Source organism: Allokutzneria oryzae, from assembly GCF_042429765.1.
Classification (GTDB): Bacteria; Actinomycetota; Actinomycetes; order Mycobacteriales; family Pseudonocardiaceae; genus Allokutzneria; species Allokutzneria oryzae.
On record NZ_JBHLZU010000027.1, the window covers coordinates 524,635 to 546,211 of the forward strand.

Annotated in this window: 17 protein-coding genes; 5 read left to right on the forward strand and 12 right to left on the reverse strand. The window is 71.0% G+C overall.

All coding sequences use genetic code 11. The features are described 5' to 3' along the window. The first annotated feature begins 114 nt into the window (after nt 1-114). Nucleotides 115-5,733: an SdrD B-like domain-containing protein gene (locus ACFFQA_RS32715; RefSeq protein WP_377860681.1), complete on the forward strand. Its 5,619-nt coding sequence runs from the start codon at nt 115-117 to the stop codon at nt 5,731-5,733. Nucleotides 5,734-5,796: 63 nt separating this feature from the next. Here ACFFQA_RS32715 and ACFFQA_RS32720 read toward each other — a convergent pair whose 3' ends face one another. The 4 genes from ACFFQA_RS32720 to ACFFQA_RS32735 form a co-directional block, all read right to left on the reverse strand. Continuing rightward, complete coding sequence (locus ACFFQA_RS32720) at nt 5,797-6,924, reverse strand: Dyp-type peroxidase (protein WP_377860683.1); 1,128 nt, start codon at nt 6,922-6,924, stop codon at nt 5,797-5,799. A 285-nt stretch (nt 6,925-7,209) separates the two neighbouring features. Continuing rightward, on the reverse strand, nt 7,210-8,238 hold the full coding sequence (locus ACFFQA_RS32725; protein ID WP_377860685.1) for a LacI family DNA-binding transcriptional regulator: 1,029 nt from the start codon (nt 8,236-8,238) through the stop codon (nt 7,210-7,212). Nucleotides 8,239-8,375: 137 nt separating this feature from the next. Next, the gene (locus ACFFQA_RS32730; RefSeq protein WP_377860687.1) at nt 8,376-8,957 is read right to left on the reverse strand and encodes a hypothetical protein; all 582 of its coding nucleotides are present in this window, start codon (nt 8,955-8,957) and stop codon (nt 8,376-8,378) included. A gap of 52 nt (nt 8,958-9,009) precedes the next feature. Next, nucleotides 9,010-10,191 carry an MFS transporter gene (locus ACFFQA_RS32735; protein WP_377860689.1) on the reverse strand — a complete coding sequence of 394 codons (1,182 nt, stop codon included), beginning with the start codon at nt 10,189-10,191 and terminating at the stop codon, nt 9,010-9,012. Nucleotides 10,192-10,334: 143 nt separating this feature from the next. Between ACFFQA_RS32735 and ACFFQA_RS32740 the strand changes: the two genes are divergently transcribed. The 3 genes from ACFFQA_RS32740 (at nt 10,335) to ACFFQA_RS32750 (ending at nt 13,376) form a co-directional block, all read left to right on the forward strand. Beyond that, nucleotides 10,335-11,225, forward strand: a complete 891-nt coding sequence (locus ACFFQA_RS32740) for a LysR family transcriptional regulator (RefSeq protein ID WP_377860690.1) — start codon at nt 10,335-10,337, stop codon at nt 11,223-11,225. Between the two features lie 88 nt (nt 11,226-11,313). Further along, nucleotides 11,314-11,991, forward strand: coding sequence for a response regulator transcription factor (locus tag ACFFQA_RS32745; RefSeq protein ID WP_377860692.1), 678 nt, complete (start codon nt 11,314-11,316; stop codon nt 11,989-11,991). Continuing rightward, on the forward strand, nt 11,988-13,376 hold the full coding sequence (locus ACFFQA_RS32750) for a HAMP domain-containing sensor histidine kinase (protein WP_377860693.1): 1,389 nt from the start codon (nt 11,988-11,990) through the stop codon (nt 13,374-13,376). The genes ACFFQA_RS32745 and ACFFQA_RS32750 overlap by 4 nt, the downstream gene beginning before the upstream one ends. Nucleotides 13,377-13,528: 152 nt before the next feature. On the opposite strand, the gene ACFFQA_RS32755 is transcribed toward ACFFQA_RS32750, so the two are convergent. Then, the gene (locus ACFFQA_RS32755) at nt 13,529-14,179 is read right to left on the reverse strand and encodes a TetR family transcriptional regulator (RefSeq protein ID WP_377860695.1); all 651 of its coding nucleotides are present in this window, start codon (nt 14,177-14,179) and stop codon (nt 13,529-13,531) included. An 84-nt stretch (nt 14,180-14,263) separates the two neighbouring features. Here ACFFQA_RS32755 and ACFFQA_RS32760 point away from each other — a divergent pair, with 84 nt between their 5' ends. Next, nucleotides 14,264-15,280: an NADP-dependent oxidoreductase gene (locus tag ACFFQA_RS32760; protein ID WP_377860697.1), complete on the forward strand. Its 1,017-nt coding sequence runs from the start codon at nt 14,264-14,266 to the stop codon at nt 15,278-15,280. Between the two features lie 48 nt (nt 15,281-15,328). Here ACFFQA_RS32760 and ACFFQA_RS32765 read toward each other — a convergent pair whose 3' ends face one another. The 7 genes from ACFFQA_RS32765 to ACFFQA_RS32795 all read right to left on the reverse strand — a co-directional run bounded on the left by ACFFQA_RS32765 (nt 15,329) and on the right by ACFFQA_RS32795 (nt 21,508). Next, on the reverse strand, nt 15,329-16,561 hold the full coding sequence (locus ACFFQA_RS32765; RefSeq protein ID WP_377860699.1) for a class I SAM-dependent methyltransferase: 1,233 nt from the start codon (nt 16,559-16,561) through the stop codon (nt 15,329-15,331). A 97-nt stretch (nt 16,562-16,658) separates the two neighbouring features. Next, nucleotides 16,659-17,411: an amino acid ABC transporter ATP-binding protein gene (locus tag ACFFQA_RS32770; RefSeq protein ID WP_377860701.1), complete on the reverse strand. Its 753-nt coding sequence runs from the start codon at nt 17,409-17,411 to the stop codon at nt 16,659-16,661. Next, nucleotides 17,408-18,265, reverse strand: coding sequence for an amino acid ABC transporter permease (locus ACFFQA_RS32775; RefSeq protein WP_377860703.1), 858 nt, complete (start codon nt 18,263-18,265; stop codon nt 17,408-17,410). The genes ACFFQA_RS32770 and ACFFQA_RS32775 overlap by 4 nt, the downstream gene beginning before the upstream one ends. Then, nucleotides 18,262-19,125: an ABC transporter substrate-binding protein gene (locus tag ACFFQA_RS32780; protein ID WP_377860705.1), complete on the reverse strand. Its 864-nt coding sequence runs from the start codon at nt 19,123-19,125 to the stop codon at nt 18,262-18,264. Before ACFFQA_RS32780 ends, ACFFQA_RS32775 begins: the two co-directional genes overlap by 4 nt. A 114-nt stretch (nt 19,126-19,239) precedes the next feature. Next, nucleotides 19,240-20,430, reverse strand: a complete 1,191-nt coding sequence (locus ACFFQA_RS32785; protein WP_377860707.1) for a cation:proton antiporter — start codon at nt 20,428-20,430, stop codon at nt 19,240-19,242. Nucleotides 20,431-20,439: 9 nt separating this feature from the next. Beyond that, nucleotides 20,440-20,922, reverse strand: a complete 483-nt coding sequence (locus ACFFQA_RS32790) for a cation:proton antiporter regulatory subunit (protein ID WP_377860709.1) — start codon at nt 20,920-20,922, stop codon at nt 20,440-20,442. A 10-nt stretch (nt 20,923-20,932) separates the two neighbouring features. Continuing rightward, nucleotides 20,933-21,508: a helix-turn-helix domain-containing protein gene (locus ACFFQA_RS32795; protein WP_377860711.1), complete on the reverse strand. Its 576-nt coding sequence runs from the start codon at nt 21,506-21,508 to the stop codon at nt 20,933-20,935. Nucleotides 21,509-21,577: the final 69 nt, after the last annotated feature.

The following is a 21,577-nucleotide window of genomic DNA, read 5'->3' on the forward strand; positions in this document are numbered from 1 at the left end:
GAATGACCGCCTGAAGGTGTGGTTTTCGATCCGGCGAATTGCGATCTCCCTATGCATAATCTTCTGGTCCACAAAGGACTGAACTATCTAGGAGAATCAGGCCGGGAGATGCGCGTGAAACGGTCGACACTGATCGCCCTGGTTTTTGCCATAGTCGCGAGTAACGCGGTGGGGCTGGTGAACGCGCCACCGGGACAAGCCGGGACCGGGGACGGAACTCTCAGCGTTCGCATCGTCCGTGACGTCAACGGGAACGGATCCTACGAGGCCGCTCTCGAAGTCGGCGTCGGCGGAATCCCGGTGACCGTGACCGCGCCGGACGGCGCCACCGCCAAGGGCACCACGGCGGCCAACGGCACCGTCGCGGTCAACCTCTCCTCGGTCTCCGGGGGCAAGTACCGGGTCGAGGCCGAGATCCCCGACTCGATGTCCTACCTCCAGCCCGCCCCCGCGGGCGGCACCCTGTCCAGCCTGACGGAGTTCGTCGACGTCTCCGGCGGCAAGAACGTCGCGCTGACCATGGGCGTGTGGAACCCGGCGGACTACTGCCAGGCCAACCCCACGATGGTCACCGCCTGCCAGCGCAACCCGCGGCTCGCCAAGGAGGACCCGGCCGCGCGGTCCCTGGTCACCTTCCCGGCGAGCAACCGGGGGACCACGGCCCCGGCCAAGGCGGCGACGCAGACGCAGACCGGCACCGTCTACGGCCTCGCGTACCAGCGCGAGGACAAGCGGATCTTCTCCGGTGCCTACGCCAAGCGGCTCGCGGCCTACGGCCCCAACGGAGCCGGCGCGATCTACGTGACCGACCGGGCGACGCAGAAGACCACGCTCTTCGCGACGGTTCCCGGTGCGGGCAGCGCGGCGCACAAGATGTCCGAGCACCACGACGGGCCGTTCTTCGCGGTCCCCGGCAAGCAGGGGCTCGGCGACGTGGACCTGTCGGAGGACGGTTCCGAGCTCTACGTCGTCAACCTCGGCGACCGCAAGCTCTACGTCTACGACGCGCGCCAGGCCACCGCGAGCGCTCCCAAGGCGTCCTACGCGATCCCCAACCCCGGCTGCGCCGCGGCGGGAGACTGGCGGCCGTTCGGGCTCGGTGTGCGCGACGGCGTCGTCTACGTCGGTGGTGTCTGCAGTGGACAGTCGACGAACAAGCAGGCCGACGTGAAGGCCGTCGTGCAGACGTTCAAGGCGGGCGCGTTCGCCACCGTGCTGACCAAGGTGCTCAACTTCGCACGGGGCACGGCGTTCATCTCCAACCCTGGCAGCGACAAGTGGTACCCCTGGACCGACAAGTGGGCGCTCACCGACGACAACATGCACGTGTCGGGCAACCCGAACGCCATGAACGTCACCTACCCGTCGCCGATGTTGTCCGACATCGAGGTCGAGGCCAACGGCGACCTGGTGCTGGGCTTCCGCGACCGCTGGGGCGACCAGACGGCGGCCGCCGCGGACGCGCCGAACGGCTCGACCGACCCCAAGCCGCTCTACAACGGCATGTCCGGCGGTGACGTGAACCGGGTCTGCCGCAAGGGGAACTCCTATGAGTGGGAGGGGACCGGCTCCTGCAAGAACAACAACAGCGCGACGGCGAGCGGCGGCGGTCAGACCGACGCCGTCAAGGAGTACTACCCCGGCGAGTTCCTCAAGCGGGGTGATCGCAACTCGCACAACGAGACGGCCCAGGGCGGTCTCGCGCTGTTGCTCCAGCAGCAGCGGATGCCCTCGACCGTGATGGACCCGATCGACATCAACTCCGGTGGTGTCGGCTGGTTCGACCGCACCGACGGAAACATGGCCAATCCGGACCGCACCAACGGATACGAGATCGGCGACTACGGCAGTGAGGGCTTCTCCAAGTCCAACGGCCTCGCCGACCTCGAAGCGCTGTGCGACCTGGCTCCGGTGCAGATCGGCAACCGCGTGTGGTTCGACACCGACAGCGACGGTGTGCAGGACGGCGGGGAGCCCGCGCTGCCCGGTGTGAAGGTGCAGCTGCTGCCGTGCGCCGGTGGTGCCGCGCTGGCGACGAAGACCACCAACGCCAAGGGCGAGTACTACTTCAACGCCGCCGACGGCGTGAAGCCGAACACCTGCTACACGCTGAAGTTCGACTACTCCGGCGTGAACACCGGCAGCCTGCCGGGCAAACCACCGATCTCACAGCTGTCGTGGACGACGAAGGAAGCCGGTCCCAGCCGCAGCGCCGACTCCGATGTGGACTCGACCGGCACCGCCCAGGTGGAGCTGGGCAAGCCGGGCTCGGTGGTCAACACCGTCGACGCCGGTGTGGTCGGCAGCCCGCCGAACTCCGTCGGTGACCTGGTGTGGGCCGACACCAACGGAAACGGTGTCCAGGACGACGGCGAGCCCGGTGTTCCCGGGGTGAAGGTGACCGCGCAACGTCCGGACGGCACGCCGATCGGCACTCCGGCCACGACCGGTCCCGACGGCAAGTACCGCATCACTCCGCTGCCCGACGGCGCTGTGAAGGTCTGCTTCGACCTCAGCGGCCTCACCGGTCAGTACGCGGGGTACCAGCTGACAAAGCCCAACGCGGGCGATGACGGCAAGGACTCCGATGCCGATCCGGCGACGAAGTGCACGGCCACAACGACTTTGGGGCCGGACAAGCGTGAGGACCTCACGCTGGACGCGGGGCTGCGTCCGCCGAACAAGCTGGGTGATCTGGTGTGGAGTGACACCAACAAGAACGGTCTCCAGGACCCGGGTGAGCCCGGTGTGCCGGGTGTGCCCGTGACGGTGAAGGACGACAAGGGCACCGAGGTCGGTAAGACCACGACGGGTCCGGATGGCAAGTACTTGTTCGACAAGTTGCCGGACGGGACGTTCACGGTGTGCTTCGCCGTGACCGGTGATCTCCAGTTCACCAAGCCGAATGCGGGCGACGCGACGAACGACTCCAACGCCGATCCAGCGACCGGGTGCTCCGCGCCCGTGACGCTCAACGGCGACAAGCCGGAGGACCTCACGGTCGACGCGGGTCTGTCCCCGCCGGTGAACCGGCTGGGTGATCTGGTGTGGAGTGACACCAACAAGAACGGGTTGCAGGACGACGGCGAGCCCGGTGTTCCCGGTGTCTCCGTGACGCTGCAGAAGGCGGATGGTGCTGAGGTCGCGAAGACCACGACCGATGCCAACGGCAAGTACCTCTTCGAGGGCATGCCCGACGGCTCGTACAAGGTCTGCTTCGCGCTGAACGCGCTCCCGACCGATTTCGCCGGGTACACGCCGACTGACGCCAACGCGGGCGATGACGGCAAGGACTCCGACGTCGACCCGGCGACTGGGTGCACGGCGCCGGTCACGGTTGGTCCGGGTGCGCGGGAGAATCTGACTGTGGACGCGGGCATCGTGAGCCCGCCGAACAAGTTGGGTGACCTGGTGTGGAACGACACCAACAAGAACGGCCTCCAGGACCCGGGTGAGCCCGGTGTGCCGGGTGTGACCGTGACGGTGAAGGATGCCAAGGGCACCGAGGTCGGCAAGACGACCACGGGTCCGGATGGCAAGTACGTGTTCGACAAGCTGCCGGACGGGACGTTCACGGTGTGCTTCGCCGTGACCGGTGATCTCCAGTTCACCAAGCCGAATGCGGGTGACTCGGCGAAGGACTCCAACGCCGATCCCGCGACCGGATGCACTTCGGCTGTGCCGCTGGGTGCGGGCAAGCGCGAGGACCTCACGGTCGACGCGGGGCTGTCCCCACCGGTGAACCGCATCGGTGATCTGGTGTGGAGTGACACCAACAAGAACGGGTTGCAGGACGACGGCGAGCCGGGTGTCCCGGGCGTCAGCGTCTCGGTCCAGAAGGAGGACGGGACGGAGGTCGCCAAGGCCACCACGGGTCCCGATGGCAAGTACCTCGTCGAGGGTGTGCCGGACGGTTCGTACAAGGTCTGCTTCGATCTGAAGTCGCTCCCCGCTGACTACGCCGGTTATGCGGCCACGAAGGCCAACGCGGGCGATGACGGCAAGGACTCCGACGCCGACTCGGCGACTGGGTGCACGATGCTGGTCACGGTTGGTCCGGGTGCGCGGGAGAACCTGACTGTGGACGCGGGCATCGTGAGCCCGCCGAACAAGCTCGGTGACCTCGTGTGGAACGACACCAACCGCAACGGTGTCCAGGACCCGGGTGAACCTGGCGTCCCGAATGTTCCGGTGACGGTGAAGGATGCCAAGGGCACCGAGGTCGGCAAGACGACCACGGGTGCGGATGGCAAGTACGTGTTCGACAAGCTGCCGGACGGGACGTTCACGGTCTGCTTCGCCGTGACCGGTGATCTCCAGTTCACCAAGCCGAGCGCCGGAGACGCCGGGATCGACTCCGACGCCGACCCGGCGACCGGATGCTCGCAGCCCGTCACGCTCGGCCCCGGCAAGCGGGAGAACCTGACTGTTGACGCGGGTCTCGCGCCTCCGGTGAACCGCATCGGTGATCTGGTGTGGAGTGACACCAACAAGAACGGTCTCCAGGACGACGGCGAGCCCGGCGTTCCCGGGGTGACCGTGACCGTCACCGATGAGAAGGGCGGCGAGGTCGGCAAGACCACGACGGGTCCGGATGGCAAGTACCTCTTCGAGGGCATGCCCGACGGCTCCTACAAGGTCTGCTTCGACGTCAAGAACCTGCCCGCCGCGGTCTCGGACTCGGTACTGACCACGGCCAACGCGGGCGACGACGGCAAGGACTCCGACGCCGACCCGGCGACCGGATGCGCTGCGCCGGTGACCGTCGGGCCCGGCAAGCGCCAGGACCTGACGGTGGACGCGGGCCTGGTCGCCCCGGCCAACCGGATCGGCGACCTGGTGTGGGTGGACACCAACCGCAACGGCGTGCAGGACCCGGGTGAACCGGGCGTGCCCGACGTGCCGGTGGTGCTGCGCGGCCCCGACGGCAAGGAGACCACGGTCAAGACGGGGCCGGACGGCAAGTACCTGTTCAAGGACGTGCCGGACGGCGAGTACCAGGTGTGCGTGGACGTGAAGTCGTTGCCCACCAAGTACTCCGGGTACCTGCTCACCAAGCCCAACGCGGGTGACGACGCCAAGGACTCCGACGCCGACCCGGCGACCGGGTGTTCGAAGCCGATCACCGCGGGCCCCGGCAAGCGGGACAACCTGAACGTCGACCTGGGTGTCGTGGAACCGGCCAACCGGATCGGCGACCTCGTCTGGGTGGACACCAACCGCAACGGCGTGCAGGACCCGGGTGAGCCCGGTGCCTCGGGAGTTCCCGTCGTGCTGAAGGACAAGGACGGCACTGAGGTCGCCCGGGTCACCACGGACGCTGACGGCAAGTACCTCTTCGACGGGGTGCGCGACGGCAGCTACACGGTGTGCTTCGTCGTCGGCCAGCTGCCCGCCGCGTTGGAAGGCCACAAGCTGACCAAGGCCTGGGTGGGCGACGCTGGCACGGACTCCGACGCCGACCCGGCGACCGGCTGCTCCAAGCCGGTGACGGTCGGCCCGGCCAACCGCCAGGTGCTCACCGTGGACGCGGGCCTGACGCCGCCGATGACCACCCCGGTTGTCGTGCCCGGCAAGCCGGGCAAGGGTTCCTGGACCGCGCCGTCGCAGACCGGCAAGCTCGCCGACACCGGTGCCGACACCGGTTGGCTGGTGGTGATCGGCCTGCTCTCGCTGGCGGGCGGCGGAGTGCTGCTGCTGTTCACGAGGAGGTGCAGGCGAGAGGACGCCTGACAACTGAGTAGCGGCCGGGGGCGTCACCCACGAGGTGACGCCCCCGGTCTTCGTTCGACAGGGTCAGCGGAGGAGGGCGCGGCCCAGAGGGAGGCCGGGGAGGACCAGGAAGGTGCCGGAGGCCGTGGTGACGGCGAAGCGCATCAGCCGGTCACCCTCGTCCAGGCGGTGCTGCGTGGCGACGAAGGTGCGCAGCTCCCGCTGGAAGGCGATGAACAGCAGGCCGCGGTCCGCCGGACCGTCGTCGAAGCTGTAGGACCGGCGCAGCATGATGCCCGATCCGCTGGTGAGCGGGTGCGCCCGCCGCACGTGGGAGTCGGCGGGCACCAGGTACTGGCCGTCCGCGGTCTTCGCGCCGAGGTCCACCTCCGCCTCCGGGCCGCCCCCGGACAGGGGCTCGGCGGTGTCCCGGCGGCGGCCGAAGATCTGCTCTTGTTCGGTCGTCGGCAGGCCGAGGAACCCGGTCGCGTCCAGCCGCATCCGGCGCACCACCGCGATCGAGCCGCCCCGCACCCGTTCCGGCCCCTCCAGCCAGACCTCGCGGTTCATCTCCTGCTCACCGCGCGGGACCACGATGCCGTCGACGAAGCCGAGCATGTTGCGCGCCGCGCCGTCCGGCCGTGAGGGACCTCGGAAAGCCGTTTGCCGCCAACGGGATCGCAGCGCGGTTCCGGCGGCTCGGGTCAGTTCCCCGACGGCGAGTGACACCACGAGCGGGTCGCTCGCGCAGACCTGGAGCATCAGGTCTCCGCCCCGGTGCTGCTCGGAGATCCGCTCGCCGGCGAAGGCGGGCAGGTCCTGCGCTCCCGGCAGCGCCGGGTCGATCGCCGCGACCACCCGCGGGCCGAGACCGACGGTGACCGTCAGCGCGCTCGGGGCGAGTCCGGCGAGCGCGGGCGCGGAGCCGTTGGCCAGCGACACGATCAGCTCGCTCCAGCCCGCCAGCAGCGCGCGCAGCGTCGACCGCCAGTCTGGAACGTCCCAAATGGACAGATCGCAATGCCGTTGGGCGATGGGCGGATCGGCGATGCCCGCCTGGCGGGGACCGTCCGCGCGGACCGCGTCCAGCGGCTCGGTGCTGACGGGGGCGTTCGCGCGCGGGGACGCCGCGGGCGCGGAACAGGCGGCCAGTGCGCCGAGCGCGCCAACACCGAGCAACAGTGCGCGCCGGTCAGGTCGGGGGAGGGGCACCGCGGCATTGTGCCCACCGACTGCCCGCGCGCCGGGCGAACGCGCACGGGCGCTCGCCCCAAGCCCCCGAAGCGGTGAACCGTGCGGTGCCGTGCAGGAAGCGCCACCACATCACCCGCGGCCTCCACCCGTGCCCCCCTCGTTCGCGTTTTGTAGGCATAATGCGAATTGGGAGCGCTTTCTGGCGCATCATGCCTACAAAACGCGAAAACCCTGACCACGCCAGCCCGGGCGCACGGTGCAGTACGGCGCAGTGCGGCACGGGAAAACCGGTTGGTGGACGGCTCAGGCGGAGGCGCGTTCGGTCAGGGTGGACGGCAGGATGCGGCAGCTCGGCGCGAGGTCCTCGCCGTCGAGCAGCGCGTGCAGGTTCGTCACCATCTCCGCGACCATGCCGACCGGGTCCTGGCGCACCGCCGTCAGCGCGGGCAGTGCGGACGCCGCGATCGCCGGGTGGTCGTCGAAGCTCACCACCGAGACGTCACGCGGCACCTCGCGGCCCGCTTTGCGCAGCGCGGCCAGGGCTCCGACCGCCATGTGGTCGCTCGCCGCGAACACGCCGTCGAGGTCGGGGACGCGCGCGAGCAGCTCGGTCATGGCGCGCTCGCCGCCCGCCCTGGTGAAGTCGCCCGCCGCGCTGCGCAGTTCGGTGGCGGTCCGGTCGGAGTCCGTCGCACTGCGCCAGCCTTCGAGCCGGTCGACCGCGGCCCGGTGGTCCATCGGCCCGGTGATCGTGACCGTGTTGCCGCGCCCGCGCGCGAGCAGGTGCCGCGTCGCCAGCTCCGCTCCGCCGTGGTTGTCGGCGTCGACGATGTGCAGGCTGTCGCCGTCCTCCGCCAGCCAGGGGCGCCCGCCGAAGACCACCGGCAACGGCAGCTCGCGCGCCAGTTCGGGCAGCGGGTCGCCGCGGTGCGGGCTGAACATCAGCACGCCGTCCACGTGGCCCGTGCGCAGGAAGTGGCCGACCCGCTCCGCCTGCTCGGCGCGGTGCGCGAGCAGCAGCAGCATCTGCTGGTTGTGCCGGGCCAGCTCGCGGAAGGAGGTGCGGACCACCGCCGCGAAGAACGGGTCGTCGAAGATCATGTTCTCCGGCTCGGAGAGCACCACCGCGACCGCGCCGGTGCGCCGGGTGACCAGCGAGCGGGCCGCGGCGTTGGGCGTGTAGCCCAGCTCGGCCGCCGCGGCGAGCACCGCCGCGGTGGTCTCCGGGCTGACCCGCGGCTGGTTGTTGATCACGCGGGACACGGTCGCCCTGGACACCCCGGCCCGGACCGCGACGTCCTCCAGGGTGGGTGGTGGTCCCGGTAGTTGCACGCCTCGTCCGCCTTCCGTCCTCGACGAAGGCGCTCAGCTTAGCGCTTCTACCTGCTTGGAAGCGCTCTCATTCTGGGTGGGGCCGCGACCCCGGTCAGGGGGGTGCCGGGGTCGCGGCGGCCTGTGTGGGGCGGGGGCTACTTCGGCAGCTGCCGGAGCCGCTCGACGCGCAGCACCGAGCCGGACTCGATCGCCTCGCCCACCGCGTTGACGACGTCGCCCACCTTCGGCTTCTCGGCGATCGCGGTGAGGTCGAGCGCCTGGGTGAGGCCACCCGTGGTCACCAGGGTCGCGCGCTGCCCGTTGAGGGCGGTCACCGTGCCCTTGGCGTGCGCCTTCGTCAGCACCACCGCGAGAGCCTTGCCGTCCTTGGCGCGCACGGTGACGCGCTGGCCCGCCTTGAAGTCCCCGAGGGTGCGCATGCCGCGCGCCTTGGTGGCGTCGTCGGTGGTCAGCGAGACCTCGCCGCCGCCGTCCTTGGTGATCTTCAGCGTGCCCTGGCCGACGGCGGCCAGGGTGCCACTGACGAGCACGCCCTTCGCCTGCTTCTGCCGGTTCTTGTGCTTGCCGGGCTTGGCCTCGCCGTGCACGGCGTTCACCGGGGTGTCCGAGCCCTGTGCGAGCGCGACGCCGCCCACGGTGCCGAGGCCGAGCGTCAGCGCGAGGCCGGCGCCCAGCAGCGCCCGGCGCTTCCTGCTGCTCTGTGCCTGCTGGTCCATTCGGTCAGGGTCGCCGACACGGGTACCGGATCTCGCGTGTTCCGGCAGGTCTTCAGCGAGTCTTCAGGCCGAGTCGCGAGCCATCCCGCACCCGTCCCGGACGGTTTCCTCGCCAAGACCGGGCACCGGCGGCACCGAGAACCAGCACCGCCCCTGCCGCGAACACCCCGCCGAGCCACATCACCGTGGTGGTCCCGGCTACGTCGGCGGCCAGCCCACCGGTCAGCGCACCGAGCGCGATCGCCGCGTTGAAGACCCCGGCGAACAGCGCCGAAGCCGCTTCGCGGGCCTCCGGTGCGGACGCCAGCATCCACGACTGGGCGGCCACCGAGACGCCGCCGTACGCCAGGCCCCAGACCACCAACAATGCCGCCGCGGCCAGCGTGGTCAGCCCCAAGATCGGAACCAGCGCCATCGTCGCCGACAACGTCCCGCCGAGCACCAGCAGCGTCCCCCGTGGCGATCGGGCCGCCCCGGCGCCCGCGGCGAAATTGCCCGCGATCCCGAAGAGCCCGTAGACCAGGAGGAGCGTGCCGATCAGCCCCGCGCCCACCCCGGACACCTCCTCCAGCACCGGCCGGACGTAGGTGTACGCGGCGAAATGCCCGATGACGAGCAGCGCCACCACGATCAGCCCGGTTCGCACCCGCGGCGCACCGGCCAGCCGCAGCATCGCGCCCAGCCGGACGTCCCCTTCCGAGGGCAACGACGGCAGTGACATCGCCAGCGCAGCCAGCACCAGCAGCGACAGGCCGCCGGTGCCGGCAAAGGCGGCACGCCAGCCGGCCAGTTCCCCGAGGTAGGCGCCTGCCGGGACGCCCAGCACGGACGCGACGGCGATGCCGCTGAAGATCAGCGAGGTCGCGGATCCCGTGGACCTCGGCGGGACCAGCCGCACGGCCAGACTCGCCGCGATCGCCCACACCCCGCCCATGCCGACTCCCACCAGCACCCGCGCGACCAGCATGACGGTGAAACCGGGCGACCACGCCGCCAGCAGGTTCCCGGCCGCCAGCACCGCCATCAGCGCGCACAGCACGACCCGCCGGTCGAACCTCCCGAGCGCCGGGACCAGCAGTGGCGCGGAGACCGCCGCGACCAGGCCGGTGACCGTGAGCGTCAGGCCCGCCGTGCCCTCGGTGACCGCCAGGTCACGGCTGATCGGGGTCAGCAGCCCCACCGGCAGCATCTCCGAGGTGACCACGGTGAAGGTCGCCCCCGCGGCAGCGCTCACCGCGGGCCAGCCGCCTGTCCTGTGCGTTGTTTCCCTTTGCACCATGTGTTTCAGGCAACCGCCGCGCAGGGCAGGGAACAACGGCCGATGTCTCATCCTTCTATGAGCGGGACTACTGGATCCACGGTGGAGGAAGAAGAACGATGAGCGGCCTGGAGATCCGCGAACTGGAGGCGTTCCTGGTACTCGCCGAGGAGCTGCACTTCGGCCGCGCCGGAGAACGCCTCTACGTGTCGCAGAGCCGGGTCAGCCAGCTGCTCCGCTCCCTGGAGGGGCGGATCGGCGCGCCGCTGGTCGAACGCACGAGCCGCCGGGCGGAGCTGACTCCGCTGGGGGAGAAGTTCCTCGCCGAGCTGCGCCCGGCCTACGGCGCGCTGCGGGCCGCCGTCGACCACACGCGGGCCACCGCGCGGGGGGTCGGCGGTGTGCTGCGCATCGGTTTCCAGGGCACAATCGACGACCACCTCGCGAAGGCCATCGCCGGGTTCGAGGAGCGGCATCCGGACCGCGCGGTGGAGCTCACCGAGATCCCGCTCGCCGACCCGTTCGGCTCGCTCCGCCGACGGGAGGTCGACGCCGCGGTGGTGCTGCTGCCGGTGGAGGAACAGGATCTCGTGCTCGGCCCGGTTTTCTCGCGCCAGCCGCAGATGCTCGCCGTCTCGCCCCGGCATCCCTTCGCGGGCAAGGAGCTCGTCACCGCCGAGGAGCTGGCGGAGTGCCCGCTGATCGGGATCCACGGCCCCGCCCCCGAGTACTGGCGCCGCGCCCAGGCCCCCGACACCACTCCCGGCGGCCGTCGGATACCGCGCGGGCCGACCGCCGGCACACTGCAGGAAGGCCTGGGCCTCGCCGCGGCGGGCCGGGGCGGGATGCTGCTGTGCCGCTCGACGGCCGAGCACCAAGGACGGCGGAGCTCGGTCGTCTTCGTGCCGGTCACCGGGCTGCCGGAGTCGGTGCTCGGCGTGGTCTGGCATGCGGAGCACGGCGTCGGCCGGGCGCGGGCCTTCGCCGGGGAGATCGTCGCCGAGTGCTGACGCTGCCGGGCGTGCTGGTGCTCAAGAACGAGTGAGGTCTCCGGCAGGCCTTCAGCGAGTCTTCAGTGCTGCCCGGCAAAATGGCAGGGTGAGCGAGCCAGCGAGGGTCCTTGTCGTCGAGGACGCGGAGACGATCCGGGTCGCGGTGCTCGCCGCGCTGGCCGACGCGGGCTACGCGGTCGCGGGCCACGCCGACGGCTCCACCCTGGAGGAGGAGCTGCTGCGCTTCCGGCCCGACCTGGTGGTGCTGGACGTGATGCTGCCGGGTCGTGACGGCTTCGCGCTGCTGGACGTGGTGCGCCGCCGCAGCGAGGCCGGAGTGGTGCTGCTGACCGCGCGGGACGCGGTGTCCGACCGGCTGCGCGGCCTGCACGGCGGCGCGGACGACTACGTGGTCAAACCCTTCGAGCTGGAGGAGCTGGTCGCCAGGATCGGCGCGGTGCTGCGCAGGCTGCGCCGGGTGCCGTCGGTGGTGCAGGTCGGCGACCTGGTGATCGACGCGGACTCCGGAGTGGTGCTGCGCGACAGCGAGCAGATCGAGGTGACCGCGACGGAGCTGCGGCTGCTGGGCTACCTCGCGGCGCAGCGTGGCCGGGTGGTCAGCAAGATGCAGATCCTCACCGGAGTATGGGGCTACGACGACTACGACCCGAACCTGGTGGAGGTGCACGTGAGCGCGCTGCGGCGGAAGCTGGAGGCGCACGGTCCCCGCCTGCTGCACACCGTGCGCGGCCTGGGCTACGTGCTGCGGGCCGACGAGTCGTGAGAACCCGCGACGTCGGGCTGCGCACGTTCTCGCTGCGCAGGCGGGTCACCATGATGGTGATCGTGGTGGTGGGCGTCGCGCTGCTGGCGATGGCCTTCGCGGTGCAGACCGCCTTCCAGCTGCAGTCCGAGCGCGAGCTCGACCGCAAGGTGGAGGCCAAGCTGGCGCAGGTCGAGCGCGCCGCCAAGGGGCGGCCGATGAACCCGAGCGACTTCTCCGCCAAGTACAGCTTCGGCGGGGTGACCGTGGTGGTGCGCCAGCCCAACGGGGCGCTGTACTACTACAACGGCAGGATCGACTCGCTCGCCGAGCTCGGCGGCACGGTGCAGCTGGACAAGCCCGTCGGCCACGGCGTCAGCGTCGTGCTGCTCACCGACTCCCCCGAGCCCGCGCAGAACCGGCTGCGCAACGTGCTGCTCCTGGTGGGGCTCGGCACCCTCGGCCTGACCGTGCTCGTCCTGGTGATCACGATCCGGCTCGCGCTGCGCCCGCTGGAGGTGATGGCGGGCCTGTCCCGCTCGATCGCGCTCGGCGACCGCGGCCGCCGCCTGGCCCCGATCCGGCCGAACACCGAGCTCGGCAAGACCGCGGTGGCCTTCGACCAGATGCTCGACGCGCTGGAGGGCGCGGAAGCCCACGCGCGCGCCTCGGAGCAGCAGACCCGCCGCTTCGTCGCCGACGCCGCGCACGAGCTGCGCACGCCGCTGGCCGGAGTGCAGGCGGCGGCGGAGACCCTGGTGCGCCTCGGCCCCGGCGCGGACCAGGACGACGTGGAGCGGATGCACGTGATGATGGTCCGCGAGGCCCGCCGCGCGACCAGGCTCGTCGAGGACCTGCTCTCCCTCGCCCAGATCGACGCGGGCCTGGAGCTGCGTTTCGAGGCGGTGAACCTGCGCGCCCTCGCCGAGGCGGAGGTGGAGCGGCTGCGCCTGCTGGCCCCTGCCGTTGGGGTCCACGTCGAGGGCGACGCTCCGGTGCTGGCCGGAGACCCGCTGCGCCTGGGCCAGGTGGTGGGCAACCTGCTGGACAACGCCCGCCGCCACGCCTCGGCGGAGGGCACGGTGCGCGTGCGCATCGCCCGCGTCGGCTCGCGGGTGGAGCTGCTGGTGCTGGACGACGGCCCCGGTGTCCCACCGGCGGAGCGCGAGCGGATCTTCAACCGGCTGGTGCGCCTGGACAACGCGCGCACCACGGGCAAGGCGGGAGCGGGCCTCGGCCTGGCCATCGCCAGAGGCATCGCGCGTGCGCACGGCGGCGACCTCGCGTGCGTCGAGCCGCCACCGGGTCAGCAGGGTGCGGCGTTCCGCCTGGTCCTCCCGGCGACCCCGCCGCCCGACCTGCCCACCACGCCCCTCCCCGCGGCCCCTCTCCCCGCGGCCACGTAGCACCTGGCCGGCACATCACCGCACCGCGCTGCGCCTGCGCTGGCGTGGTCAGGGTTTTCGCGTTTTGTAGGCATGTTGCGCCAGAAAGCGCTCCCAATTCGCATTAAGCCTACAAAACGCGAACCCCGGTGCGAGTGGGCTGGGGCGGTGGGCTACCAGCGGGAGGCGGAGGTGGACCACTCGGTGGGCAGTCCGGCCGTGCCCAGCTCCAGGGCCTTGTCGACGGTGGCGCGCAGCTGGGCCACGTCGCAGGTCTCGCCGCGGCGGCAGGCCGCCTCCACGCCGAGACGGCCGCTGGTGAAGACCAGCCGGACCAGCAGGCGGCAGCGCAGGTCCCTGGCGTCGTCAACGCCCTGGCGCTCCGCGATGATCACCGCGAGCCGGTCCTCGGTCTCCGCCGAGCGGCGCAGTGAGCCCGCGAGCAGGGTGGGGCTGCGGTCGATCAGGCGGTGGGTGGCGCGGAACCGCTCCGCCCCGCCCTCGTCGTCGTAGAGCCGGTCGAGCATGCCGCGGTACGCCGCGAGCAGCGCGGGCAGCGGGGGCTCGTCCGCCGGGCGGGTGGCCAGCGCGGTGACCGTGTCGTCGTCCATCGCGGAGAGCTGGCCGAGCGCCACGTCCTCCTTGCCGTCGAAGTAGCGGAAGAACGTGCGCGGGGAGATCTCCACCGCGGCGGCGATCTCCTCGACCGTGGTGGCGTCGTATCCCTTGGCGGAGAACAGCTCCAGGGCCGCGTCCATCAGCGCCGCGCGGGTCCGCCGCTTCTTGCGCTCGCGAAGCCCCAGGTCGTCCGTCGCCGCTGTCACCTCCCCAGTGTGCCACTTCGCGTCCCCAGAGATGTCATGGTATGTTTTTTGTCAGTCGATGACAGAATTTTCGAGGAGTCCGCGATGACGCTTCCGTCCACCGGTACCGAGGTCCGGCTCGCCGCCCGCCCCGATGGCTGGCCGACCCAGGAGACCTTCACCGTCACCCAGGCGGAGCTGCCCGGCGTCGGCGCCGGTCAGGTCCTGGTGCGCAACCTGGTGATGAGCGTGGACCCGTACATGCGCGGCCGGATGAACGACGCGAAGTCCTACGTGCCGCCGTTCGAGGTCGGCAAGGCGCTGGAGGGTGGCGCGGTCGGCGAGGTCGTCGCCTCGGAGTCCCCGGACTTCGCGGTCGGCGACGTCGTGCTGCACGGCCTCGGCTGGCGGGAGTTCGCCGTGGTCGACGGCGCGAACGCGGTCAAGGTCGACCCGAAGCTCGCCCCGGTCGGTGCCTTCCTCGGTGTGCTGGGCATGCCGGGCCTGACCGCCTACGCGGGCCTGCTCAAGGCGGCCGACTTCCGCGAGGGCGACGTGGTGTTCGTCTCCGGCGCGGCGGGCGCGGTCGGCGCGCTGGTCGGCCAGATCGCCAAGCTGCGCGGCGCCGCCAAGGTGATCGGTTCGGCGGGCAGCGCGGAGAAGGTGGCGCACCTGACCGAGGAGCTCGGCTTCGACGAGGCGTTCAACTACAAGGACGGCCCCGTGTTGGAGCAGCTGGAGAAGGCCGCGCCCGACGGCATCGACGTCTACTTCGACAACGTGGGCGGCGAGCACCTGGAGGCGGCGCTGTCCGTGGCCAACCGGGGCGCGCGCTTCGCGCTGTGCGGCGCGATCTCCCAGTACAACGAGAAGGGCGAGGCCGTCGGCCCGCGCAACCTGATGGCGGCCATCGGCAAGAGCATCAACCTGCGCGGCTTCCTGGTGAACGAGTACGGCGACCTCAAGGACCAGTTCTTCGCCGAGGTCGGCGGCTGGCTCGCCGAGGGCAAGCTCGTCGCGCGGGAGACCGTCGTCGAGGGCCTTGAGAACGCGCCGACCGCGTTCATCGACATGCTGCGCGGAGCCAACACCGGCAAGATGCTCGTCAAGATCGCCGACTGAGCACGAGCGGAGGGGCCCGGCCGTCCGCCGTGACGGCCGGGCCCTCGCTCATGCCGCCTTGGTGATGCCCAGCTGCCACACGTCGATGTAGCGGGCGCGGAAACCCGCCTCGCAGTAGGCGAGGTAGAACTCCCACATCCGCCGGAAGGTGGTGTCGAAGCCGAGGTCGGCGACCTGCCTCCACCGCGCGGTGAACCGGTCCCGCCACTCCCGCAGCGTCCGCGCGTAGTGCGGCCCGAGCGAGCGCTGCTCCACCAGCCGCAGGCTCGTCTTCGCGAGGTTGTCCTCGATCGCCCGCAGCGACGGCAGCAGCCCGCCGGGGAAGACGTACTTGTGGATCCACGTGTAGGTCTCGCGGGTGGCGAGCATCCGGTCGTGCGGCATCGTGATGGCCTGCAACCCGATCCGCCCGCCCGGCACCAGCAGCCGGTCCAGCGCGCCGAAGTACGTCGGCCAGTACTCGCGGCCGACCGCCTCGATCATCTCCACCGACACGATCGCGTCGTAGCGGCCCTCGGCGTGCCGGTAGTCCCGCAGCTGGACCTGGATGCGGTCGTTGACGCCCGCGGCGCTGATCCGCTGCTCCGCCAGTGCCTTCTGCTCCGTTGAGATGGTCAGCGACGTCACCTCGGCGCCGCGCTGGGCGGCTCGGATCGCCAGCTCGCCCCAGCCGGTGCCGATCTCCAGCACGCGGGTCCCCCCGCGCACTCCCGCGTAGTCCAGGATGCCGTCGATCTTGCGGCGCTGGGCCTGCGCGAGGTCGGTGGAGCTCGGGGTGAACCACGCCGACGAGTACGTCATGGTCTCGTCAAGGAACGTGGCGAACAGCTCGTTGGACAGGTCGTAGTGCCGGTGGATGTTCTGCCGCGCCCCGTCGACCGTGTTGCGCTCCGCGCCGGGCTGCGGTCCTTCCACCACGCGGCGGAACGCTTGCAGCGGCTTGGGCACCAGCGTCGCCATCCGCCGCGCGAACGGGGTGAGCAGGTCGGCGAGCCGGGTGCTCGTCCAGTCGCCCGCCATGTAGGACTCGCCGAAGCCGATCTTGGCGTCCAGCCCTAGGCGGTGGAAGAACGTGGTGGGGCGCAGGATGCGCATCACCGGCGAGTCCGGGCCGCCCGCGCCGAGCCGCTGCCCGCCCGGCATCCGGACCTGGACCGGCAGCGTGCGCACGGCGTGGCGGAACAGCCGCTCGGCGATGCCCGCTCGCAACGGCGACGGTGGGGGAGCGGCCAGCCCCGGCCAGCGGACGATATCGGGCCCCGGCGGGTGGATCGTGGTCACAACGCCTCCTCCAGCTTCGACGGCCAGGAATGAGCTGACGCTGCGATCCTCCCCCTCCGCAAGGGATTCAGCACCCCCACAGGCGGTGTCGCCTTCGCTACAACCGTCCTGCTTGGATGATCCTGGACAGGAACTGTTGTGTGCGTGGATGTCGCGGGTCCTCCAGGATCTGCGACGGCGGGCCGGACTCGATGAGCGCGCCGCCGTCGAGGAAGCAGACCCGGTCGGCGACCTGCTTGGCGAAGCCCATCTCGTGCGTTGCCATCAGCAGCGTCGTGCCGCCCGCCGCGAGCTCGCGCACCAGGGCGAGCACCTCGCCGACGAGCTCGGGGTCCAGCGCGCTGGTGATCTCGTCGAGCAGCAGCAGCCTCGGGTCGTAGGCGAGGGCGCGCGCGATCGCCACCCGCTGCTGCTGGCCGCCGGAGAGCCGGTCGGGGTACGCCTGCGCCTTGTCCGCGAGGCCGACCTTCGCCAGCAGCTCCACCGCCCGGTCGCGGGCCTGCGCCTCGGGGACCTTGTGCACCACCTTCGGCGCGAGCGTGACGTTGTCGAGCACGTTCAGGTGGGGGAACAGGTTGAACGCCTGGAAGACGATGCCCATGTTCCGCCGCGCGTGGTCGGGGTTCGCCCGCGGGTCGGAGATGTCGACGCCGTCGAGCACGATCTGGCCGTCGTCCAGCTCCTCCAACAGGTTCACGCACCGCAGCAGCGTGGACTTGCCGGAGCCGGACGAGCCGATCAGCACGACCACCTCGTGCTCGGCGACGTCCAGGTCGATGCCGTTGAGCACCGTGTGCGTGCCGTAGCGCTTCACCAGGTCGCGCACCTGGAGCACTGGCTTGCCGGTCACAGGGTCCCTCCCGCGTTCTGCCGCCGCGCCGCGCGCCGGGACACCCAGTCCGCCACCCGGCCGGAGGGCACCGCGAGCACCACGAACAGCAGCCCAGCCACGACGTACGGGGTGAAGTTGTAGGAGCTGGCCGACTCGATCTGCGCCGCGCGAACCGCGTCGACGGCGCCCAGCACCGAGATCAGCCCGCAGTCCTTCTGCAGCGCGACGAAGTCGTTGAGCAGCGGGGGCAGCACGCGCCGCACCGCCTGTGGCAGCACCACGATGCGCATCGTCTGCGCGTGCGTCAGCCCGAGCGACCGCGCCGAGGCGCGTTGCGACGGGTGAACCGACTCGATGCCCGCGCGGAAGACCTCCGCCACGTAGGAGGAGTAGATGAGCACCAGCGCGATCGCGCCGAGCACGACGGGATCGGTGGGCACCCCGGAGATCCGCAGCCCCGGCAGGCCGAAGCCCACCAGGTACAGGCAGATGATCAGCGGCAGACCCCGGAACAGGTCCACGTAGCCGGTCGCCAGCGCGCGCAGCGGGAACCACACCGGCCCGCGCAGCGTGCGCAGCGCGGCGATGCCCAGCCCGATCACCAGGATCAGGACGGCGCACACCACGAGCACGCGGACGTTGAGCCACAAGCCCTCCAGCACCGCGGGCAGCGAGCTCTTCGCCGCTTCGAGGTCGAAGAAGGACTCCCGGACCCGTGGCCAGCCGGGCGCGTTGGTGATCGTCAGCCATGCGGCGGCCGCGAAGACCACAGTGGACACGAGCGCGACCAGTGTGGACCTTCGTGCGCGGGAACGCTTGTACGCCAGGCGTTCCACCTGGAGCGGGCTCAGTGCCCGGATACCGTCGCTCACGTCAGCTTGGGCGCCTTGCCCGCGTCGGTGAGCCACTGCTGCTCGGCGGCGACCAGCGTGCCGTCGGCGCGCAGCGCGTCAACGGCGGCGGAGACGCACCTGGTCAGCGAGCTGCCCTTGTCGAGCACGATGCCGAACTGCTCGGACTTGCCGCCGCTCGCGGGCAGCTGGCCGACGATGACGGCGTCCTTCAGCTCCGCGGAGGTGATGTAGAACGCGGTCGCCAGGTCCACCACGATCGCCTGCACCTGGCCGTTCTGCAGCGCCAGCTTGGCCTCGTCGTTGGTGTTGTAGACGGCGACCTGCTGCGTCGGCTGGACCTGCTTCGCCGCCGCGTCGTAGCTGGTGGTCCCGACCTGCGCGCCGAGCTTGAGGTCCTTGAGCGCGGCGACGGTGGTGGCCTTGGCGGCGGGGGAGTCCTTGAGCGCGACCACGGCCTGGGTCACGTCGTAGTACGGGGTGGAGAAGTCGACCGCTCTGCGCCGCTCCTCGGTGATGGAGAACTCGTTCAGGTTGGCGTCGAAGGTCTTCGGCCCCGGCTGGATGGCGGCGTTGAACGGCACCCGCACCCACTCCACCTCGGCCTTGGTGTAGCCCAGCTTCCCGGCGACGGCGTAGGCGACGGCGGACTCGAACCCCTTGCCGTTGGCCGGGGCGTCGCCGGAGAACCACGGTTCGTACACCGGCTGGTCGGTGCCGAAGGTGATCTTCCCCGGCGTCCTGGTGCGCAACGCCTGCTTGCCGCAGTCACCCACGCCGGCGGTGGCGGGACCAGAGGCGGCGGGCGCCTGCTCCTCGATGGGAGCACACCCGGCCAGGACGACGAGCGCCCCGACGAACAACCCAGTAACAGCACGCATGCCGGGCATCTTGCCTGACGCCGCCGACAGCCACCCACAATGCGGGACGAAGGGGCGCCTGACCCGGCGACTCGCTCGACGCGTGCCGCCGGGTCAGGGGCGCCGGGGGCGCGGTCAGGACTCCACGCCGGCGAGGCGGCGCTGGCGCACGGACCACGCCCAGCGGGCCATCGGTTCGACCACTCGGGCCGCGACCGGGCCGAAGACCGCCATCAGCAGCACGTAGGCCGTCGCCAGCGGGGCAAGGCCCTGGTCGACGGCGCCGCTGGCGACCGCGAGGCCCGCGATCACGATCGAGAACTCGCCGCGCGCCACCAGCGCGGCGCCCGCGCGCAGGCGGCCGAGGCGGGCGATGCCCTGCATCTTCGCCGCGAACCAGCCGGTCGCCATCTTCGTGGCGGTGGTGACCAGCGCCAGCGCGACCGCGACGCCGAGCACCGGCGGGATGTCCTTGGGATCGGTGTTGAGACCGAAGACGACGAAGAAGACCGCGGCGAACAGGTCGCGCAGCGGCTCCAGCATCCGGGTGGCGTTCTCCGCGGTCGAGCCGGAGATCGCGATGCCGAGCAGGAACGCGCCGACCGCCGCCGAGACCTGCAGCTGCGAGGCGATGCCCGCGACCAGCAGCGCCGCGCCGAGCACGCGCAGCAGGAACACCTCGGGCTCGGGGGAGTCCACCAGCGCGGAGACGTAGCGGCCGAAGCGCAGCGCCACCACCAGCACCACGGTCACGGTGACCAGGGCGATGCCGACGGTGGTGAGGCCGCCCACGAAACTCACCCCGGCCAGCAGCGCGGTGAGGATCGGCAGGTAGACCGCCATCGCCAGGTCCTCGAAGACCAGCACCGACAGGATGACCGGGGTCTCCCGGTTGCCCAGCCGGCCCAGGTCGCCGAGGACCTTCGCGACGATGCCGGAGGAGGAGATGTAGGTGACGCCGGCCATCACCAGCGCGCCGACCGGGCCCCAGCCCAGCATCAGCGCGACCAGCGCGCCCGGCAGCGCGTTGAGCACCAGGTCGATCAGCCCCGCCGACCAGGACCGGCGCAGCCCGGTGACCAGCTCGGCGGCCGAGTACTCCAGCCCGAGTAAGAGCAGCAGCAGCACGACGCCGAGCTCGGCGGAGATCTCGGTGAAGCCCTCGATGCCGTCCAGCGGCAGCACGCCGCCGTGGCCGAAGGCCAGGCCGCCGACCAGGTAGAGCGGGATGGGCGAGATCCCGATCTTCCAGGCAAGTCTGCCGAGCAGACCGAGGCCGAAGAAGACCGCGCCGAGTTCGATCAGGGACAGTGCGACGTTGTGCACCCAGGTACCTCAGCCTCTGTCGAGCCGGTCTGCTGCCTTGGCGATGCCGTCGGGAGTGCCCACCACGACGAGGAGGTCACCACCGAGGAACCGGAAGTCGGGAGTGGGGGAGGGGTGTGCGGCGGCCCCGCGCATCACCGCGACCACGGACACGCCGGTGCGGGTGCGCAGCTCGGTGTCGCCGAGGGTGCGGCCGTCGAAGGGCGAGGCCGGGGTGATCGGCAGCTGCGTCGTGGAGATCCCGCCGACCTCGGTGTGCTGCCGCTCCAGGTGGTTGACCAGCTGCGGCGCGCCGAGCAGGTTGGCGAGGGTGTTGATCTCCTCGGGACTGAGCGGGATGGAGGCCACGCAGGCGTCCGGGTCGTCGGTCTTGGAGATGATCAGCTCGAACCGGCCGTCCCGGTAGCTGACGATGCCGATCCGGCGTCCGGAACGGGTCTGGAAGTCCTGGCGGGTGCCGATTCCCGGGAGCGGCGTGACCTCGACATGCACGTTTTCCACCCTAACCTTTGCGCTCACAAGTGTCTGAATTATCGGAAAATTCCGAATCAGCGGGTTCCGGCGGCAGTGCCGGGACGTCCGCTCGGTGCAGGCTCAGCAGCAGCGTGTACGCCAGCCCGTCCGGCTCGTCGGGCGGGGTGGCCTCGCGGCCCAGCCGCTCGACCAGCCCCACCAGCTCGCCCGCCCGCTCCGGGCTGATCCGCAGGTGCCGGAGCACCGTCAGCTCCGGTTGCCCTGGCGCGCTGGGCAGCATCTCCTCCAGCGCCGTGCTGATCATCACGCGGGTTCCCATACCCGGTTCGGCGTCGGCGTGCACCCGCAGTCCGGAACCCACCGGCGCGTAGTACTGCTCGGTGCCGCCGCGGACGGTGCGCGTGCCGGACAGTCGCAGCAGTCCGGCCTCCTGGAGCACGCGCACGTGGTAGCCGACGGTGCCCTTGGTCGAGCCGAGCGCCTCGGTCAGCTGGGCGAGGGTGGCCGGGCGTTGCCGCAGCATGGTCAGCAGGCGGTGCCGCAGCGGGTGCCCGAGCGCCTTGAACTGCTCCGGTGAGCGCAGTACCAGCGGTTTCTCGTCCATCCCGCAAGCGTCGGGGAATCCCGCCACCAAGGCAAGAAAAGTGTCTAGGATAATCGACACTTAGTTCCC